Consider the following 16,633-nt stretch of genomic DNA (forward strand, 5'->3'; position numbering starts at 1 on the left):
GTCCTCCTTCCTCTAAAACTCAAATGTAGGGCCTCTACGCATCCCCTCTACGGCATAACGAAGAGCAGCCATTGCATCATCAAAAAAGTTGACTGGTTCATCCGTATAGGTGTTTGTCTTAGGATCATGCTTCCACTTCCACTGTTGCATTTCCTTAATCGTGTTCGAGCAGCTTGGATGGATGTGTATCTTATGTTTCTTGAGCCAGTCAATTTGAGCGTTTACGCTACCTGGTTCCTTGAACACGGCACTAGCCTTGTACCCAGCATTACGCCATGTCTTGATGCGGTCAGGCTCGGCAGAATCGCAATACATTGGTATCCGCTTATCCAACTTCCCGTCAGCTAAGGCTATGATTTCGCCCGTATCTTTCTCATGTACATATATTTCGTTGCAAATAAAAATCTCACCATCTTTGAATCCGACAGTGAGAATCGCGTTCGCATGATTGAAACCGAAGTCTTGCCCGAATGTCATACTATCGAACATGGCAAACGATGTATCAAAATCATGCACTGTATAGTTAGATAAGATTGTTCCCCCTAATTCGCCCCATTCACCAAGCCCATATATTTTATATCCGTCTGGATCCCGCTCTTTACGGAGCATCATACGGCGATGGTAAGCATCATCAATGAAACGGTTCATCAGGTACGTGCTATGGTTCGTTATGATATCCTCGTGCTCAGTGTCAAAGTATTTTCCCTTGATCCAGTGAGTGGCGGACACTGGGTTAAATGTGAACGTCATCTGATAATAGAGATTTGGGTTATCCAATATCCCCCGAAGCCGGTCATCAAGTATATCAATGTCTGATTCTTGGAGCTCAGTTGCTTCCTCGACCCATATCCAAGTCAGCTTACCATGCGCAAAGTTGATTGATTTAAGTTTTTCCCGGTCCCTGGCATCGTTAACACCACGGAAAATTACTTCATTGCCAGTAGATTTATGTTTTATACTCAAGCGCGATTGAGGCATGTCCCAATAATCATCCACTTGGTCGCCATAAATGCGATTGATTGCAGCCTGTAGTTCAGCGTATGTGCTGTTTCGGTTAGTATCATTGACCTTGCGGATACAAAGAAGATTGGCGCCCTTATAACGTGAATCTGAAAGCTTGATAACGTAATCTTGAGCCACATTCACCGATTTACCAGAACCAGCAGATCCCTTGAAGACTCTATAGCGTTTCCGAGTGAGGTTCATATCCTTGAAATTTGGGTTGAACGAGACAGTTACGGCACTCATGACCCATCACCATAATCAACGATAATATGGATAGGCTCTTTCTTTTCTGATCCGTCCATCTTCTCAACTTCGCCCTTGAGCTTCTTGATGCGTAGCTGCTGTTCCTCGTCGGCGTAACCAAGGCGACACATTTCCTCATACCGTTTAATGAGTCCTTGTAGCGTGGTCATAGCGCGGCTTTGAGCATTAAGGAATGTTGCCTGTCTATCCCAAGCAAACTGAAATTCAAATTCCTGTTCTGTAACAACTGGTTGAAAGGAAGTCTCTTCTTTAGTTGAAGTGTCCATAACCTCGAACTTCTCTTTTTTCAGTTCCTTAATCATTTCATCCTTATCAGTAACGTACATAACTTGTTGCGCCCTGAGGATTGCCGCGTATTGGAGAGTGATTTGATCCCATATCATATCCAAAGGGGACCGTTCTTCGATCATTTCCATTATTTCTGCGGTATCAGCTGGTAGGAACTTGCGAAAGAATCCATGCGTCACAGCCTTATCGTTCCCATAAGGACCACCAGCACCACCTTTGTTGCCCACTGCATTCTTGTTACCTTTGGGAGCACCGTGCCCCGCCGCATTCCGATTCCCCTTGGGCGGTCCGCGCCTCTTTTGGGATGCATCTTTATCGCCATTGGACGCATCTTTAACAGATAAGGATGCATCCTTGCTCCAGCTTTGGCGCTGCTTCCGACTCTTGATGGTCGGGTATTTGATATTATGTTTATCAGCTAGGTCCGTTAAGGAGATATCTGTTGTTTCATATTCTTCTCTGATTGCTGACCAATCCATGACTACATTTCACCACCCCCGGCTGGTTATTTGAGTTGGTTTTGCGCTATTGTGGAGAATCAGGAGGTTTGCCGTCGATGATCTTTACAACGTTATCGCCAGTCATAGATTCTTTCATAGCAAAGGTTACCGTTTCCCCGCCGATCTCCATACTCACCAAACCCATATCTGGATCTGCCGTAATGGAGCCGCCTTCTCTACTGAGTTTCTTCAACCATTCCTGATACTCGTTTGGCAATCCTAACGCCTCCCCTTATCTGGTCATTCTCCATAGCCTAAAACGATCTATAAGGCGTTCATACCATCTTGATTCCCGTCCATCCGGTTCAATGTATCCACTCACATCCACTGCCATGATCTTAGAGTGATGTAATGCGTGTATATCTCTTGTAGCAGGAGTGAAAAAGGTAAATACTTTCTGCCTCCCCGGCTTTCGGAACCAATCCAGAAAGTCTTGTACAGCTTCTGTGTATTCAAAGGGTAGATGTTGACTAAACGTGTCCCCATCCACAAAATGCACTTTTATTTCGATTTCGTGTATCTCTTGGCTTTCTGCATCTATGAGCCCGTTCATTTTACCTCCCCACGACAAATAGACCCGTGTATCCTACTTAGCTGTCACCTCTCAGCATTTTCAGATGTATATTACGGGTCTATTTCTCCTCATTAAACATTCGATCATATGCCTGCTCGTACTTGGTCACGACAGCTTCCAAGCCTTCTATAGCCTTCTTCCTGCGCCGTTCGTTCTTCCATTGCCATGCAGTGAGTGAAATGACGGCAATAATCATTACAATTAACAATATCTGAATAATCGTTTCTGGTAGAACTACAATCATATAGTTATGACCCATACTGTATCCCCAACCTTTTTGATAATTCTGCCGCCATTCCATCAATAATATTCTTAGCGTCACATTTGATATCAGCTGTCTTTATGGTTATAGAACGTGTGTTCAAACCTTTATACTCTGCTATCTCCTGTGGTGTACCCTCTATGGTTCCGTCTGTATAGAGTTTCATGGGTTTACCTCCTTGTCTTTCGCCTCATCAACATGATAGGCAATATAGCTTTACGATGGTCCAATAAAACAAATAAGCAATCGTTAGGTAAGTGAGTACAACTCCGTACGCCCATACTTTGTGATACCATGGCAACCTGTCTATAGATTCCTGCGTTATCATCGTATTCACCCTTTCAGCAAATAAAAAAGCCGCCTATTGGCGACTATTCGAGCAGCTTTTCAAGTCTACTCCGCATTTGCGCTATGTCATCTTCAAGTTCTTTGTTGTCTTCATCAATGGTACCTGAGTATTCACCTATTACCGCCGATTCAGCTCCTTCGTACTTGCCAATCAGTTCATTGAATAGCTTCCTAATTTCTTCTTTCTTTTGGTGATCCAACGTGCCACTCATTTCCACACCACCCCGACTCGTTTTGATCAATCTTATCATATATAAGACACACAGCGGAATCGAACCGCTATAATCCTGTATGTGTCATATCCCCGGACTAAGCCGGGAAAAAGGTGTTACTTGAGCTTACCTACCAGTTGCTTAATTACAGCCGGCGTACTGATACGTTGTCCGTCTTTACGGTTGCCCTTGATGTATGCTGCATCCTCGTCTGTGTAATAAACTACACCGTTACCCTCTACGATCGGGTAGCCACTCTCATCTGCTTGCAGCTCAGTGGCTACATGCTTACCATGTTTCGCCGCCTCTTGTTGATTATGCAGATGTAAGATACCGTACTGATCGAGATACGCGTAATTCTGTACCATCGTTTGTTTCCTCCTGTACATAGCAAAAAGGACACCGTATACCGATGCCCTCATGCTTGCTTATATTAGTTGCGCCCTAACCCTCCGTCATGCGCTTGCCACTGCCGCTCCCTTATACTTGCGGTATGGTTCCCTAACGAATTATAGCCTTGCCTGATAACCTGAACGGCCGTGTCAGATTACCAGGGCTTACAGGATACATAGTCCGCATTACGTGCGGAACAGTCTGCCGCCCTTATTGATGGGGTGTTATTACCCTCTTTACGGCTGTTTCAAATTAGTTGTAGTTAGTTTCGATGTGGGCGAGGCGTGTATCGCGGCCTTGCGTCTATCCCGCCACCACATCACATTTACATATTAACATGGATAAATCCTAATACCCTGCCATTCTCCTGCCAAATTCCTGCCACTATTTATTTCCTATGATCGGCTTGTGATACAATTCCTCACCGTGCTTCCGGGCAGCTACGGCATCTTCTTTTTTATCGTAATAACCTAGGTTGATTTGCTTACCTTTAAAACCAATGTGTGCAGTCCATTTCTTTCGTTGCTCATTGTACCGTACACCTTTTACGCCGCTCTTATTGTCCTTGTGTAATTTAGCTTTAAGAGCCGATTTTCGTGTACCGTCAACAGTATCCGTTTGTATGTGGTTGGCAATTCCTCTGTCTCGTTTTTCGACACGTTTGCACCCGCAGCTTTTGTAATGCCCGGCTCTCAAGGCTATACCAGGTACATATGTCTTATTTCCACAGCTACACAAGCATTCCCATAACCGAGTTCCGTTTTTGAGTTTCTTGTCGCTCAATTTCACCACTGTCAGGTCGTCAAAAACCTGATCAGTTAAATCAATCCTTTTCGGCATGTTCAAACCTACTTTTAAGCCACAGCGGACGCCCCTCAAATAAAGCATCCGGCCTGATCATGGTGCCTCTGTAACCAGGCTCCAATGCTCTAAGACCAGACTTTGTGATATTCTGCTGCGTGGTGCCTCTTCTTTTGGCTACCCACGCAGCTCCAACATATTCAAGGGGCGCTGTTACTTTTTTTCGACGTAGATTGTATCGCCCGTTCCGTCTTCCCAACCGTTCACGTCTTCTCCAGCGTCGAGATCAGCGATGATCTGCGCTTGGTTTTCCAGATCGGGAGGCGTGATGGTGAAGAGTGTTTCTCCGTCTTGTACTACTTCAAACTGATGCAAGTCATGATCAAAAGCAACCTCTACAACTGTATAACCTTCGCGGGTCCATGTTTTCATTAGAATCTATCCTTTCATCCTCATCCGGTATATCCGGCTTGTTGGTGTGTATGTATTGTCCCTTGCTGTGATTTAAATATATCACGAATGGTTGTGTTATACAACCGAACAATAAGGGAACATAATGTAAAATATGCCCTACCAACCAACTTGGGCCAGTAGAGCATACAATTTTTACACCTCTTTTTTAACCTCTAACCGTAATGCATAAGCCAACTCGGACAACGCTTCCCGTTTAAGCCTGTAGTATGTCCGCTCAGATAGGTTAAGCTCAATCCATACGTTTGCATCATAGACATCATCAGATTCCAAATAACGCGCCTTTATGATCTCTTGATGGATGTTTCTGAGATTGTCGATTGCCTTTTTAACTTGATCATAGTGTTTTTTTAGTCTGTCCGGCACATCTACATTAGCAATTGCCGCCGCCTCTACTGCTTTGCTGATTACATTTGTTCTTTGCGAAGGTTGATATTCATATGTTGCAGTATTTTTTATTTCCCTGCGTACAAATCCCAACCGTTTATATATTGCCGCCCTTTCCAATGCGCCTTCAACTCGTAAAAATGTTGCGTCCTCGTCAATTTCCATGCCTGGGAAAGCGATTTGAAACACTTCATTTTTCGCCTTATCTCTCGTTTCCATATAACCGCCTCCTAGATGAAATCAAATATTGTTGTCTGCCCTTCACGCGGCGAATCTGCCGAGTCCTGTATCAATCCATCATCCAACATAAACTTAGGAGCCTCATAGAGATATCTTTCATGGACTGGATCGCCTTCCCGTGAATGCGCTGGGTTCTTAATCTCTGCCTTTTTCGTCCAGACCCAAAAGCTTTTAGCTTTCACTATTTCGTTGTTATCTGCCATATTTAATCCTCACCTCGCTTGGCGGCACTGTTTCTATAAGGAAATACCGATCTATACTTACTACACCTATAAACAACAGTACAGCAGCTAATATAGATGTGTAGGCTCTTATCATGGGGTGTCCTCCTTGAGCAGTTCAGTCAGAGCGGATTCGTATTCCTCCGTTCCTTCTCCACTCAACAAGCGTTCATTTTCATCAGTGGCATCATTTATGATCTTAGTAAGTCTGGCTATCTCTGCATCCTTTTGTTGTATAAGGGATTCAGCGGCTATCGCTCTTTTTAGTGCATGCGGTAGAACTTCATTCATGATGAAATTTTCTGGTTCGTAATTGACATTGACCAGAGAGGTTACAATTTCTAAATCCTTCTGCAGATCACGTTTTTCCCCTGTCATACCTCTTCACCTTCTACCTTTTGGAGTTTTTCTACTTGGCAATAGCCAATCACTCTATCTCCAAACATTCCTTTTCGATCAGGCCAGAGTATAAGTGCCTTGTCTTTCTTTTTTGAAAACTCTTGAAAAATACCGATCCCCCAACTTGGATGATGTTTATGCTTTACCTTTGACCAAAGCTTTATATCTGGCTGCTGTGGTGGATCTGGATCAAACAAGCCTGCTGCTATGGTTATTTCAATCCTCTTTGCCGCCAGACCGCCTATTTCTTCCTCAAGAAATCTTTCCAGCTTATCTGCATCTATTAAGCGTGGTTTATCTGTCATTGTTGTTCCTCCTCGGGTTCATATTTACCGAAAACAACATCAGCAAGAAATTTATTTGGCCTACGGTCGTGCTTTTCCTGAATCAATTTGTACAACTGCACACAAGAAGGGCAAAATTCAAATCCCGCGTAATTCGTGGCGCATTCCTTGCACATTCCGTTGTTACAAGTCTGGTGCTGCCCTCCGATCATGCGACCTCTTTCATCTTTCATGCTGGTCCAACTGTACCCAATGACGAAATCGCATAGCTGGGTAGACTCTCTTTTTTTACAGAATGCACATGGATACTTTGGCATTTTAAATACTTCCGGCATACCATTGATCCTCCCTTAGTGGGTGCAGGACCTACACCCTGTATTGGTTTAATCCCGATGGTCCAATTCAAGTTCGTCCATGATCCGCTGCAAGTCTCCTAAATCCAGATTGTTGCCCTCAATCCCCTCTGCTTCAAGGCGGTTAATTTCCTCGCGCAGATCGTGCCACATCATATAATAATTTGGTATCATATCTATCATCCTTCCAACGCTCCGTCAGAGTGCAGGAGCGTATTGTATTGGTGGTTACTCCCCTAATGCTTCATCAATGCCATTTACTGAGGCATCTAGATATATTTCTGCTGCTTCCAGTCGCTTGGTGAGCAGGGCTATTGTCCGGTCCCTCTCTGCCAACTGTTTACCTCTCTCAGCAGCCGTTTGGAAGTTAGCTAGGCTTTCCTCATTCAAGCCATTTACCTGCTGCTGGAGTGAGTCTATTAAATTCAATAGGTATTGAATGTCTTCGTATTCAGCGCCCATCGCTCCTATTGCTTCTGCTATGTTTAAGTTGAATACGAATCGTTCTTTAATTTCTCTAATCCGTTCACTCATCCTGACCACCATCCCTTTCTACATAACCCGCACCGCTGCATCTTGGGCAATCAGGATGATTCTCCGATTCCGTGTATCCTCTACCGTTACAGGCGCTGCATTTCTCTATATTCCCAGTTAGTACATGTGTCCTTTCACTCACCTTTACCGCCTCCTTGGGAAACGACTTGTACATCTGGACGAAAGCCGCATGCCGCCCTATCATCAAATTCAACGTGTCCTGATCCATCAATTTTGGTAATTACATGCGGTACAGAAAAATCAAAGCCGGCTTTGCTTCCTCCGCTTCCCAAACGAGTAATCAAAACGGTGTCACCAACTTTGGCGCCAATACGTTCTATTTCCCGTGCCACCTCTTGAGCCTCATAATGCTCTTCGTCGATTTGATCCGTAAGCAATCTGTAAAGCTTACCCTCTGGCGTTTTGACTTGGTACAGATCGGGTCTTCCTCCTCTGTGGTAATAATCAAAGTAGATAATACCGCCTTCAAGCTCTTGTCCAAAGCACGGATGTTTTGGGTCAGTAATTTTAACTTTCATGTTTATCGCTCCTTATAAGGTATATAGGGGTATAGGGTAAGAGGCTAATCAAGTGGTATGTGCAATTCTTGCACTAACCACTGAGGTATAGGGTAAGAGGCTGTTATGCCTCATTCAAATTCAGGGTTTCCAAACTCCGTTTCGTAATCATCTATGACCAGTGTTGCTTTTTGAGTCCACATCTTGAACAAAGTCGCATCCAATCCGTACATTCCACCCATAATCACACGGTTATCGAATTTCTTATCTGAAACCTCGGCTCTTGATACGGTCATATCTTTTTCAAGCGATATCATGTATTTGCATTGGTACCACTCAACATCTTCTTTCGGGTCCATATATACGTACTTGGTTCCGTATTTTTCCTCTACAATAACCGTAATTTGCTCAACCTCTTCATAAGACAGTTCTTCAAGTTTAAGTTCATCCTCTACCATTTCTTTTACTAATTCTGACAATCTATATTCATTCTTCCCTGTTCCTAGCAACTCTTGTAACTGCTCTTGTATTCTCGCTGCGCCTTCTTCATGAATCGAACGCTCTATCTCAGCTTTAATAACGTTCAGAATAACTTGGTTGTACGAAGGGATGTCCAACTTATCGAGATTGATTTGCAGTTGCCCTTTTACCGTTTCTTTCAACCCTTTTCCGAAGTCACTCCAACTACGCAAGGAATCTTCGACAACATCCTTAATAGTTTCTTCTAGTTGCTTCCTAATGATTTTTTCTACGTAGCCTTCTTCGTTTAACGCTGCCAATTGGTTATTAATGATTAAGTTCATATCCATTTCTTATCTCTCCTTTGGTATAGGGGATGCATTGTGTCTCTCCCCCTTATGGAGGGTTGCCCCTCCTTCTTGTCCCCTATGGGGCTAATTTCTGGCCCACTTGACCTTAATTCCGGCTGTTTCACACGCCTTTTTCATACCCTCACGAAAAGCTGATTTCACATCAGGTTCAGCTCGATATGGTAGTCCTTCCCTATATATTTCCAGCAGTTTTTCTTCCACCGTTTGTTCAACTTCGTAGCCGATATAAAGCGCACGAATAATGAAATCCAAAGGTACTCTGTTGAGCACATCATAAGGTGCAACCCATTGGTGCGAGTTTTCTGCATGTCTGCGGACAAACGACTCTGCTGTCCAATGGGTTGCAGCTAGAATTGAATCAATTGCCTCCGCCTGCGCTTTGGTTAAAATTGCTTTATCCATTGTTATGTCCTCTCTGCCCTATGGGGCTATATTTTCCGCCGCAGCATTAACCTTTTCTGTCCATCTTTCCAATGCTTCTGTTCCTGGTCCGATAGGATATACACATTCCGTTCGGATAGGGCATCCACCACAATTTTTCTTGTGGTTTTCCTTGCAAATTTGCAATGCTTTGTCGCTCAATCCTGACATTTGTTTTATGTCCTCTCTGCCCTTGGGGGCTATGCTTTTTTCTTTCTTACCGTCCCTATTGGCAACGTGGATGCGTCTTTTTTGCTCCATCCGTATTGCTCTATTCGTTGGATAAAATATTCTTTCTTGATACCGTTTTTCTCAGCAATACGAATCCATTTTTTCTCCTGTTCATACTTGGTTTTTCTTTTCATATATCCACCCTATTTCGTTGTTATATGAATTAACCGCTTTTCCCACCGTCAAATTTGTACACCTCATCTACTGTGTACGTCTTAATCCCGTCCCATAATGTCCGTATCTCTTCCGCCTTTGCAAGCACCCGGTTGATAGTCGGCTTGCTTATCTTTGGGTCACAACTCATAGCCTCGGTAACGTGCTTGATAGCCATGTCGTAAGCATCTGAATTTGTGGCATCCATGAAGCGATAGAAGTTTTTTGTTGAAAGGGACTTTATCTTTTGGAAAGCACGCCGTTTCTCTGCCTCGTTCATCCAGTCTTCACCTTGCCTTTCCCCTTTTTGGGAGCCGGGTTTAAAATAGCCTGTATGACTTCATCTTGAAACTTGGCTGTGTTGGTATTCATTTGCAATGAACGAGCTATCTTAGCCAAAACAAACGCGTCTCGGACGTTATCTGAACCGTGTTGGAAACCCCACCGTTTAAATATTTCTACTGCCAATTCATCCTTCTTTGTGTTTCCCTTGCCTGAAGCGAATTTTTTAAGCGCTGAAGGAGCAGCTTCCCGATATTTAATGTTGCGTTCGTATAAATTCAGTCTGATTCCCCAACCGATCCCACCGAGTAAGAAGCCGGATTGTGAAGCAAAGCCAAAACCCTCTATAACTACCACATCGCCATAATCTACGTTTTCGCAAACATCGGTGATGATATCATACATCCGCTCTGGATCTTTTCCGTCTGCCGTTATCTCCAACGCATCAAGTACATTACCATCTGCATCCAAAATGCATACCCCAGTTTTGGTACTCGGGTCAATTCCTACGTATCTGGTCATATTCATTCCCCTATCCTATTTTCTTTTTACGTCCTGGTTTGCCCAAGTCACTAGCTTCACGTTTTTCCGCAATTTGATCTATCATATCTACTAACTTACGCTTTATATAATCCGTCCGTGCTTCTGGCGGAATACCAAACATTGAACCCTCGCTTTGAATAAGCGCAACAATCCGGTCAGCACCAGCAAGCTTTTCATACAGGTGATATTCCCAAGTCTCAAAAATTGCGTCCATCCGGTTTGTGTAGTCCGTTGCCATCCGTTATACCTGCCCTCCGGTAGATTTCTTCTTGTGCGAGTATTCGATAATCATAATCTTTAGTTTCGTCATAAGCTGCAATGACCAGTTCCGATCCGGTCATGCTTTCAAACGGTCTCACGTTCGTTTTCAGTCTCCTTTTCAGCAATTCCATACGTTTCCCTGCCCCGCCGCATAAACTCTTCAAAATCCAAATCTATGAGGTCATAGTCGTCTATTGGATTCATGGGGTATCCTCTCCTTTTAGTGCTGTACGTGCCTTTTCACCTGCATCCTGTTGGACTCTTGATTCCCATTCATCTAGCTCTCCGTTTTGATCAACCGTGAAATTGCCGATCTTGTAATTTTCAATTGCGGCATACCATTTCAGCGCCTTGTTCTTTATCTCTATCTGTTGTAGGAGGTAATCGACGTATGAAGGTGCATTTGCTATAAATTTACGATTGTCGTCATTAACAACATCACAGATATGCACATGTCTATCTCCGCATTGGTATTCCTTGCCTCGCTTCCAAATCTCCATTCCTTCTTCTTGCCAGTCACCCGGTGTAGCTGCTTCCAGCGCTTCTCGTATCTCTTGTATCTTCTTATCCATGGTTAACCTCCTTTCCCGGTACACGTTTTCCGTCTTGGTATATCCAGCCTGTTTTACCTGTGCCTTCGCAATCAGGGCAAGTATATCCACTGTCAAATTCATGTTCTCTACACGTACCACCGTCACAATATGGGCAGTCAGGCAATTCAGAAAGTCTAAAGTCCTCTGTTTGCTCATATTCCTCTATAATTTCAACCATATGCTTTTTTAAAGCCTTTTTGGTTTTTCGGGAAATTGGTGTCACACCATGCATATGTTTATCAATGTATTTCCAATGCTTATTGTCATATCTCTTCTTATCCATGGTTTAGACCTCCACCCGAACTGTTTTCTTTACATCTGTCAAAAACCGTGCCGCCATTCTCTTTATGTCAAACTCTGAATAACAATTAGGACGGTCCATGCTGTCACAAAGGGGTACCCGTACACAAATATTTGATTGCTCATAGATTTTGTAATGAGCGGTCTTTTTGCCACACACAAGACACGGCTTGCTTTCACTGGATGATGAATGCCATACTCTCATATCCCTTATTCCTCTCCTTGCCCTTTAGGGGCTGTGATTTTATTCGGCTGCCGCTTCGCTAGGCTGTTCGGTCGTCTCGGTGGCCTGCGGCCTTAGTAGTTCCTTTGCTGCTCTTTCGCCTTCTACCGTGAGCCAACCCAAATCCATGGTGGTGCCCCATTCATACCAGTTCTTGTCTGACCATTTCTCTAATAGGTACCACGCTCTTTTATGATGCATATAAAAATCAGATTCATTGATTAGCACTCTTGGTGTGGTGCGTCTCGCTTGATTTTGTTCAGTGCGTTGAGGATAATGGATAAATTCATTGGCGCATCGCTTATACACGTCCAACAGAAACCTTTTTTCGTCCTCTTTCATTCCTCTATCCCCTCTATCCCCTCTCCTTGGGCAGCTATTAGAGCTGCTAAACAGATGGCTTCTGTTTCTATATCCGAATAAGCCACATCCTGATTTCTACCGACAATAACTCTGTATTTCATTCCTGAATGTGAAAATCCTGATTCGGAGTATGTGATTTGGTATGTTTTGAATTTCTTCAGCAATTCCCATGCTGCGGAAATGTCCTTTGTGAAATTAGGAATGCTTGACGACCATCGTCGCTCTCCAGTAGTCCATCCATGCCAATTTAGATTTTCATTGTATTCGGGCTTCATGTTCAGGACTGTTTCCCCTACCCAAGCATCCCGTTCCCTCGGTTGCATACTATTCCATTTAGCTATTACTTCATCTCTGGTCATGGCTGTTTTACCGCCTTCCGGTCTTCTTGATGGATTTTGTTGCTTAAGCATTTCTGACACACTTTAACTTTCAACCCCGGCACACCCATTGTCGCCGGTCGTTTACCTTCCCAATTGCATTTCTCACATACCCAAATTTTCATGTCTATCTTCTTCCCTTCTTATTGGAGTCTTACTGGAGACGGTAGTTTAACTCTATGCCGCCTTGAAGCACCACTTTATAGTTGCGGCACATCTCGTTAATACGGCTACCTATGCCCTCGTCAATCTCGCATAAGCCAGCTATTGTTTTTTCAGAGCTAATAAGGATTGGTTTCCGTTCGAGGTAGCGATAATTGATGATGGCGAACATTTGCTCAATTACAAAGTCTGTTGCCTTCTCCCGGCCCTTGAATAAATCATCTATATAAAGCACATCCGCCTGTTGCATTTGGTGTATGCGTTGCTCCAATGTGTCCAAGTTGGCTTTAATCTCGTTAAAACCCTCAACAAAAGGGAAATATAGCACCTGTATTCCTTTGGCTAATAGATTGTTTGACACTGCCATAAGCAGATGCGTTTTGCCGCATCCGGGGCGCCCTAGGAGCGCTATACTGCTATTAGGTATTCCTTGGTCATCCAAATCTCTAACGCAGTTGTACGCCGCGTTGTAGGCTTCCACAACCGTATGCGGTCTGCCCTCCTGTACAAAGTTGCCAAAGGTTTTCTTTTGAAACTCTGGCGTGATCCTGCTTGACTTCATCATTCGCTCTGCCACCCTTTCCTTTTTGCACTCACAATCTCGCCAGTCATCCCGGTAATCAAATGGTCCGTCTCCGGTTTTAACACGGATCAGAAAACCTTCTTCATCCCGGCATTTTTCACATCGGTGGTTCTTCGGTGGCTCCGGTTCGGTTTTGTCGGTCGAGGAAGGCGAACTCGCTCTCAGCCGCTTCAGCAGTTCTGCCGCCATTTCTTCGGGACTGAGACCCTTTAGTTGATCCTTCAGACTTTTCATTCGTTTGTTCCTCCTTCCAAGGCTCGTCTATTCCGTCAGAATGCCAGCTTTTTAAAATTCCATGGACATAAGCCATATTTCGTTTGCCTCTTAAAATTGCTATTTTCATGGCTTCACAAAGCCAACGATCACCGTATTCTTTTGATAAGTCGTCTATGTTGTCTCGAACAACTGGACTCATAATCCCAAAACCATTTTCATAATAACGATAAGGATTAAGGTTGCTGTCGCCATCAGGCGAAATCTGTTCCCTTCCCTTCTCTTCAGTTCTATTCTCTTCAGTTCTATTCTCTTCAGTTCTATTCTCTTCAGTTCTATTCTCTTCAGTTCTATTCTCTTCAGTTCCCTTCCCTTCAGGAGGAATTTTTGGGAAGTTCCCGGAATTTCCCGGAATGTCCGGGAATTTAGACTTCGTTCGTTTGTGTAAACCCTGTTGATGTTTTTCAAAATTGATCACCTGAACGACCTTTTCGCCTTCCGTTTCATACCAAACAATCAGCCCGTTTTTGTCTAATCTCCTTAGAGAATCAGCAATTTCAGCCAGTGTCTTATCCAACATCGGCACTACTAAAGCTTTCACTTTCGCAGGCGATCCCGCCAGACGACCGAAATCGTCTGTATGTGGAATCATCCATGTAAACAACAGCATGTCGAAAAGTTCAGGCAACATGTTTACTTTTTCTGATATTGATATCACTTTTGAAATCATTCGCTTTTCAGCCATCTCTAACGCTTCCCTTCGGTTCCGTGTGTTTCTCAGAAGTTCCGGGAATTTCCGGGAATTTCTCGGAAATGTTGTGAACAAGCATAGCCATGCATTTCCGCGCCCGTATTCCTTCCGGCGTTTCATCTAGCCAGTCATGGCATTCTGTACAAAGATGTAATAAGTCCGTTACTCTCGTTTTATGGTTAATGTGCTTACGTCCGATCAAGTGAGCTCGTTCAGTAGCCAAGGCGTTGTCACAAAGCTCACACAAGCCGTGTGACCGCGCTTTAAGCTGCTTATCTACCTTTGTGCTTATATCTCCTTTTTCTCGCTGTGTAAGCTTCACACGCTTAGACTGAGTTTGTTGGGCCTTTGAATAAGGCAAGAAATCATGCACTCTGATCCCCTCCTATATATCAGACTGGTATTTTAAGATAGTCTGGAGAGCTGACACCTGCACTTTTATGGCGTCCGCCGCTTTAATGCCAGATTGAAACTTCGTTTCTGCCAGATCCCGATTAAACAACAAATCCGAAACATTACCCTTCGCCATATCCGGTATAAGTGTGGCTGGGATTTTCTCCTGCCGTAGCTTAAACATTTCCTTAGCCAGTTCAGCGCGATATACACGCTCTGTCTCTGCCTTATCACGCCCCAAACCGAATAGAGCATCCGCTGACTTACCAAGCCGTTTTGAAGCGGCGTATAACTCTTGGCTTACATTCGTTATTTCCATTTATCCTCCTAGAAAGGTAAAGAATCATCATCTATATCAATTGGCTTTCCATCGTCTGCAAACGGGTCTTTATCATAATTGCGGCGATGATCCGGCTCGTTCGGATCTCTTTGGCTATCACGGTTTGACTCCAGAAACCGCACATTATCCGCTACAACTTCCGTAATATAACGAGTGCCGTGGTCCGACTCCCATTTGCGTATCTGCATGCGGCCTTCTACCGCGGTTAAACGCCCTTTCTTAAGATAGTTAGCTACGGTTTCAGCAAGTTGCCGCCATACCACAATAGGGATAAAGTCTGTTTCCCGTTGCCCGTTTCCGTTCGTGAATGGTCTATCTACAGCAAGCGTGAAGTTCGCTGTTCCAGTCCCGTTCGAAAGATATCGTAATTCCGGGTCCTTGGTTAAACGGCCTACTAGTACCACGCGATTAATTGACATTTGCAGCGTCCTCCTTTTGCTTATCTATAAGTCTCTTAGCTAACAGTTCATGCATTTGCTGCAACGTATGTCCCTTTTGTTTCAATCCCTCTACCCATGCTTCCATGCCATCCGTACTGCCAGATAAAACTTTCCATTTCATTTCAATATCCTTGAGCAATTTTGCTTCAGCAGCCTCTTTTTTCTCACGTTCAATCCGCTGTTTTTCGTCCAGTTCAGCACTACTTACCTTGTCCGGGTCTTCGCCTGTAGGAATCGCAAACGTCCGCAGGAACAAATATTTATATGAATAGGTCATAGCCTTGCCCACGCCTTTGTCTTGCGTGTCAGCCCCTGTGCCAGAAGAAACGATAATTTCATGGTCTCCGGTATCAATGTCAATAATCTTGTAATCAACATCTACCGTGGAGAGGTTACCTTCCTTGGTATGAACTTGTTTTATAGGAAGCACAATTAACCCGTGTTTAATGAGACTTGCACGCACTGTGGCCGTTACTTTTTCCTCGCTGATAGCTCTATATTTGGTATTTCCGAACTCAACCTTGTCGTCTTTAGAAAGGTATTCAACGTCACGCATGACAGCGCTGATTTTCTGGAACAAATTAAGCTTGATCTCTTCGGACATATTTACATCCTCCTAGAAATATGATATTGTTTCCGTAAATTGTTATTAATAAGTTTCTGATTCGACTCCGGTTGCAGCCAGAGTCGTTTGCTTTCCAGATCATTACGCACGTCATAGAGATTATTTAATACCTCTTGGAGTTTAATAGCTCTGAAATAGCCTACTTGTTCCATGATGTTATATAACGAGCTCCCGGACATTTCGGTATTAGCCTGAAATTCCTCCAGATCCCGGATAGCTTGTTCTAACGGCGTTTTCACGTTTCATTCCCTCCTTTTGTTCCCGCCGAATACGGCGATACTCCCGATAAGCAACATCACTATTGAATCTGAATTGAATGCTTCCGTTTTCTTGCTCGATGGCTTGTCCACCAACCTGCATCAATGCCTGTAGATCAGAGTAACTATTGCTTCCCTTGACGCGAGTTTGCATATGCATCGTCTATCATCCTCACCAAGACCTGATTTTTACACTCAACAGCTTCCAACATGCATTCTTTGCAGTGTGCTTCCTCATG

39 protein-coding genes are annotated in these 16,633 nt (G+C 43.9%); all 39 read right to left on the reverse strand.

Annotated features, from left to right (window positions below; genetic code table 11):
- Positions 1 to 12: 12 nt before the first annotated feature.
- The 39 genes from LCF57_RS12100 to LCF57_RS12280 all read right to left on the reverse strand — a co-directional run bounded on the left by LCF57_RS12100 (position 13) and on the right by LCF57_RS12280 (position 16,554).
- A complete protein-coding gene (locus LCF57_RS12100) occupies positions 13 to 1,248 on the reverse strand; it encodes a PBSX family phage terminase large subunit (RefSeq protein ID WP_226000904.1) in 1,236 nt (411 codons plus the stop codon).
- Entirely contained in the window at positions 1,245 to 2,036 is a 792-nt protein-coding gene (terS, locus tag LCF57_RS12105) for a phage terminase small subunit (RefSeq protein ID WP_226000905.1), read from the reverse strand. The genes LCF57_RS12100 and terS overlap by 4 nt, the downstream gene beginning before the upstream one ends.
- A 46-nt stretch (positions 2,037 to 2,082) precedes the next feature.
- Entirely contained in the window at positions 2,083 to 2,274 is a 192-nt protein-coding gene (locus LCF57_RS12110) for a hypothetical protein (protein WP_226000906.1), read from the reverse strand.
- A 15-nt stretch (positions 2,275 to 2,289) separates the two neighbouring features.
- Positions 2,290 to 2,610 carry a hypothetical protein gene (locus LCF57_RS12115; protein WP_226000907.1) on the reverse strand — a complete coding sequence of 107 codons (321 nt, stop codon included), beginning with the start codon at positions 2,608 to 2,610 and terminating at the stop codon, positions 2,290 to 2,292.
- 79 nt (positions 2,611 to 2,689) lie between these two features.
- Positions 2,690 to 2,875 (reverse strand): hypothetical protein, encoded by a 186-nt coding sequence (locus LCF57_RS12120; protein WP_226000908.1) that lies wholly within the window; start codon positions 2,873 to 2,875, stop codon positions 2,690 to 2,692.
- 4 nt (positions 2,876 to 2,879) lie between these two features.
- Positions 2,880 to 3,059 carry a hypothetical protein gene (locus LCF57_RS12125; protein ID WP_226000909.1) on the reverse strand — a complete coding sequence of 60 codons (180 nt, stop codon included), beginning with the start codon at positions 3,057 to 3,059 and terminating at the stop codon, positions 2,880 to 2,882.
- A 205-nt stretch (positions 3,060 to 3,264) separates the two neighbouring features.
- Positions 3,265 to 3,492 (reverse strand): hypothetical protein, encoded by a 228-nt coding sequence (locus LCF57_RS12130; RefSeq protein ID WP_226000910.1) that lies wholly within the window; start codon positions 3,490 to 3,492, stop codon positions 3,265 to 3,267.
- Between the two features lie 77 nt (positions 3,493 to 3,569).
- Positions 3,570 to 3,821, reverse strand: coding sequence for a hypothetical protein (locus LCF57_RS12135; RefSeq protein ID WP_226000911.1), 252 nt, complete (start codon positions 3,819 to 3,821; stop codon positions 3,570 to 3,572).
- A 409-nt stretch (positions 3,822 to 4,230) separates the two neighbouring features.
- Positions 4,231 to 4,686 carry an AP2 domain-containing protein gene (locus LCF57_RS12140; protein WP_226000912.1) on the reverse strand — a complete coding sequence of 152 codons (456 nt, stop codon included), beginning with the start codon at positions 4,684 to 4,686 and terminating at the stop codon, positions 4,231 to 4,233.
- Positions 4,687 to 4,860: 174 nt separating this feature from the next.
- On the reverse strand, positions 4,861 to 5,079 hold the full coding sequence (locus LCF57_RS12145; protein WP_226000913.1) for a hypothetical protein: 219 nt from the start codon (positions 5,077 to 5,079) through the stop codon (positions 4,861 to 4,863).
- Positions 5,080 to 5,253: 174 nt separating this feature from the next.
- Entirely contained in the window at positions 5,254 to 5,724 is a 471-nt protein-coding gene (locus LCF57_RS12150) for an ArpU family phage packaging/lysis transcriptional regulator (RefSeq protein ID WP_226000914.1), read from the reverse strand.
- 11 nt (positions 5,725 to 5,735) lie between these two features.
- Positions 5,736 to 5,948, reverse strand: a complete 213-nt coding sequence (locus tag LCF57_RS12155) for a hypothetical protein (protein WP_226000915.1) — start codon at positions 5,946 to 5,948, stop codon at positions 5,736 to 5,738.
- On the reverse strand, positions 5,938 to 6,063 hold the full coding sequence (locus LCF57_RS27565) for a hypothetical protein (RefSeq protein WP_264083593.1): 126 nt from the start codon (positions 6,061 to 6,063) through the stop codon (positions 5,938 to 5,940). Before LCF57_RS27565 ends, LCF57_RS12155 begins: the two co-directional genes overlap by 11 nt.
- On the reverse strand, positions 6,060 to 6,344 hold the full coding sequence (locus tag LCF57_RS12160; RefSeq protein WP_226000916.1) for a hypothetical protein: 285 nt from the start codon (positions 6,342 to 6,344) through the stop codon (positions 6,060 to 6,062). The genes LCF57_RS27565 and LCF57_RS12160 overlap by 4 nt, the downstream gene beginning before the upstream one ends.
- Entirely contained in the window at positions 6,341 to 6,670 is a 330-nt protein-coding gene (locus LCF57_RS12165; RefSeq protein ID WP_226000917.1) for a hypothetical protein, read from the reverse strand. The genes LCF57_RS12160 and LCF57_RS12165 overlap by 4 nt, the downstream gene beginning before the upstream one ends.
- Positions 6,667 to 6,984, reverse strand: coding sequence for a hypothetical protein (locus LCF57_RS12170; RefSeq protein WP_226000918.1), 318 nt, complete (start codon positions 6,982 to 6,984; stop codon positions 6,667 to 6,669). Before LCF57_RS12170 ends, LCF57_RS12165 begins: the two co-directional genes overlap by 4 nt.
- A 48-nt stretch (positions 6,985 to 7,032) precedes the next feature.
- A complete protein-coding gene (locus tag LCF57_RS27570; RefSeq protein ID WP_264083594.1) occupies positions 7,033 to 7,158 on the reverse strand; it encodes a hypothetical protein in 126 nt (41 codons plus the stop codon).
- Between the two features lie 72 nt (positions 7,159 to 7,230).
- Positions 7,231 to 7,536, reverse strand: coding sequence for a hypothetical protein (locus LCF57_RS12175; protein WP_226000919.1), 306 nt, complete (start codon positions 7,534 to 7,536; stop codon positions 7,231 to 7,233).
- A complete protein-coding gene (locus tag LCF57_RS12180; RefSeq protein ID WP_226000920.1) occupies positions 7,529 to 7,678 on the reverse strand; it encodes a hypothetical protein in 150 nt (49 codons plus the stop codon). Before LCF57_RS12180 ends, LCF57_RS12175 begins: the two co-directional genes overlap by 8 nt.
- Positions 7,671 to 8,075 (reverse strand): hypothetical protein, encoded by a 405-nt coding sequence (locus tag LCF57_RS12185; protein WP_226000921.1) that lies wholly within the window; start codon positions 8,073 to 8,075, stop codon positions 7,671 to 7,673. Before LCF57_RS12185 ends, LCF57_RS12180 begins: the two co-directional genes overlap by 8 nt.
- 110 nt (positions 8,076 to 8,185) lie before the next feature.
- The gene (locus LCF57_RS12190; RefSeq protein ID WP_226000922.1) at positions 8,186 to 8,863 is read right to left on the reverse strand and encodes a hypothetical protein; all 678 of its coding nucleotides are present in this window, start codon (positions 8,861 to 8,863) and stop codon (positions 8,186 to 8,188) included.
- 84 nt (positions 8,864 to 8,947) lie between these two features.
- Positions 8,948 to 9,286 (reverse strand): hypothetical protein, encoded by a 339-nt coding sequence (locus tag LCF57_RS12195; protein WP_226000923.1) that lies wholly within the window; start codon positions 9,284 to 9,286, stop codon positions 8,948 to 8,950.
- 18 nt (positions 9,287 to 9,304) lie between these two features.
- Positions 9,305 to 9,565, reverse strand: a complete 261-nt coding sequence (locus LCF57_RS12200; protein ID WP_226000924.1) for a hypothetical protein — start codon at positions 9,563 to 9,565, stop codon at positions 9,305 to 9,307.
- A 133-nt stretch (positions 9,566 to 9,698) separates the two neighbouring features.
- Positions 9,699 to 9,968, reverse strand: a complete 270-nt coding sequence (locus LCF57_RS12205) for a hypothetical protein (RefSeq protein ID WP_226000925.1) — start codon at positions 9,966 to 9,968, stop codon at positions 9,699 to 9,701.
- Complete coding sequence (locus tag LCF57_RS12210) at positions 9,965 to 10,492, reverse strand: hypothetical protein (RefSeq protein ID WP_226000926.1); 528 nt, start codon at positions 10,490 to 10,492, stop codon at positions 9,965 to 9,967. Before LCF57_RS12210 ends, LCF57_RS12205 begins: the two co-directional genes overlap by 4 nt.
- A gap of 10 nt (positions 10,493 to 10,502) precedes the next feature.
- Positions 10,503 to 10,727, reverse strand: coding sequence for a hypothetical protein (locus LCF57_RS12215; RefSeq protein ID WP_064795283.1), 225 nt, complete (start codon positions 10,725 to 10,727; stop codon positions 10,503 to 10,505).
- Positions 10,711 to 10,872: a hypothetical protein gene (locus tag LCF57_RS12220; protein WP_226000927.1), complete on the reverse strand. Its 162-nt coding sequence runs from the start codon at positions 10,870 to 10,872 to the stop codon at positions 10,711 to 10,713. Before LCF57_RS12220 ends, LCF57_RS12215 begins: the two co-directional genes overlap by 17 nt.
- Positions 10,873 to 10,974: 102 nt before the next feature.
- Positions 10,975 to 11,346 (reverse strand): ead/Ea22-like family protein, encoded by a 372-nt coding sequence (locus tag LCF57_RS12225; RefSeq protein ID WP_226000928.1) that lies wholly within the window; start codon positions 11,344 to 11,346, stop codon positions 10,975 to 10,977.
- Positions 11,339 to 11,650 (reverse strand): hypothetical protein, encoded by a 312-nt coding sequence (locus LCF57_RS12230; RefSeq protein WP_226000929.1) that lies wholly within the window; start codon positions 11,648 to 11,650, stop codon positions 11,339 to 11,341. Before LCF57_RS12230 ends, LCF57_RS12225 begins: the two co-directional genes overlap by 8 nt.
- Positions 11,651 to 11,911: 261 nt before the next feature.
- A complete protein-coding gene (locus LCF57_RS12235) occupies positions 11,912 to 12,232 on the reverse strand; it encodes a hypothetical protein (protein WP_226000930.1) in 321 nt (106 codons plus the stop codon).
- Entirely contained in the window at positions 12,229 to 12,663 is a 435-nt protein-coding gene (locus LCF57_RS12240; protein WP_226000931.1) for a BC1872 family protein, read from the reverse strand. The genes LCF57_RS12235 and LCF57_RS12240 overlap by 4 nt, the downstream gene beginning before the upstream one ends.
- Positions 12,664 to 12,784: 121 nt before the next feature.
- The gene (locus tag LCF57_RS12245; protein WP_226000983.1) at positions 12,785 to 13,564 is read right to left on the reverse strand and encodes an ATP-binding protein; all 780 of its coding nucleotides are present in this window, start codon (positions 13,562 to 13,564) and stop codon (positions 12,785 to 12,787) included.
- Positions 13,473 to 14,279, reverse strand: coding sequence for a DnaD domain-containing protein (locus LCF57_RS12250; RefSeq protein WP_226000932.1), 807 nt, complete (start codon positions 14,277 to 14,279; stop codon positions 13,473 to 13,475). Before LCF57_RS12250 ends, LCF57_RS12245 begins: the two co-directional genes overlap by 92 nt.
- A 46-nt stretch (positions 14,280 to 14,325) precedes the next feature.
- A complete protein-coding gene (locus LCF57_RS12255; protein WP_226000933.1) occupies positions 14,326 to 14,712 on the reverse strand; it encodes a hypothetical protein in 387 nt (128 codons plus the stop codon).
- Between the two features lie 12 nt (positions 14,713 to 14,724).
- Complete coding sequence (locus LCF57_RS12260) at positions 14,725 to 15,051, reverse strand: hypothetical protein (protein WP_226000934.1); 327 nt, start codon at positions 15,049 to 15,051, stop codon at positions 14,725 to 14,727.
- A gap of 8 nt (positions 15,052 to 15,059) precedes the next feature.
- Entirely contained in the window at positions 15,060 to 15,491 is a 432-nt protein-coding gene (locus LCF57_RS12265; RefSeq protein WP_226000935.1) for a single-stranded DNA-binding protein, read from the reverse strand.
- Positions 15,481 to 16,116: an ERF family protein gene (locus LCF57_RS12270; protein WP_226000936.1), complete on the reverse strand. Its 636-nt coding sequence runs from the start codon at positions 16,114 to 16,116 to the stop codon at positions 15,481 to 15,483. The genes LCF57_RS12265 and LCF57_RS12270 overlap by 11 nt, the downstream gene beginning before the upstream one ends.
- Positions 16,117 to 16,118: 2 nt before the next feature.
- Positions 16,119 to 16,376: a hypothetical protein gene (locus tag LCF57_RS12275; RefSeq protein ID WP_226000937.1), complete on the reverse strand. Its 258-nt coding sequence runs from the start codon at positions 16,374 to 16,376 to the stop codon at positions 16,119 to 16,121.
- Positions 16,324 to 16,554 (reverse strand): hypothetical protein, encoded by a 231-nt coding sequence (locus LCF57_RS12280; protein WP_226000938.1) that lies wholly within the window; start codon positions 16,552 to 16,554, stop codon positions 16,324 to 16,326. Before LCF57_RS12280 ends, LCF57_RS12275 begins: the two co-directional genes overlap by 53 nt.
- Positions 16,555 to 16,633: the final 79 nt, after the last annotated feature.

Source organism: Paenibacillus sp. BJ-4 (assembly GCF_020404765.1).
In the GTDB taxonomy this organism is placed as follows: domain Bacteria; phylum Bacillota; class Bacilli; order Paenibacillales; family Paenibacillaceae; genus Paenibacillus.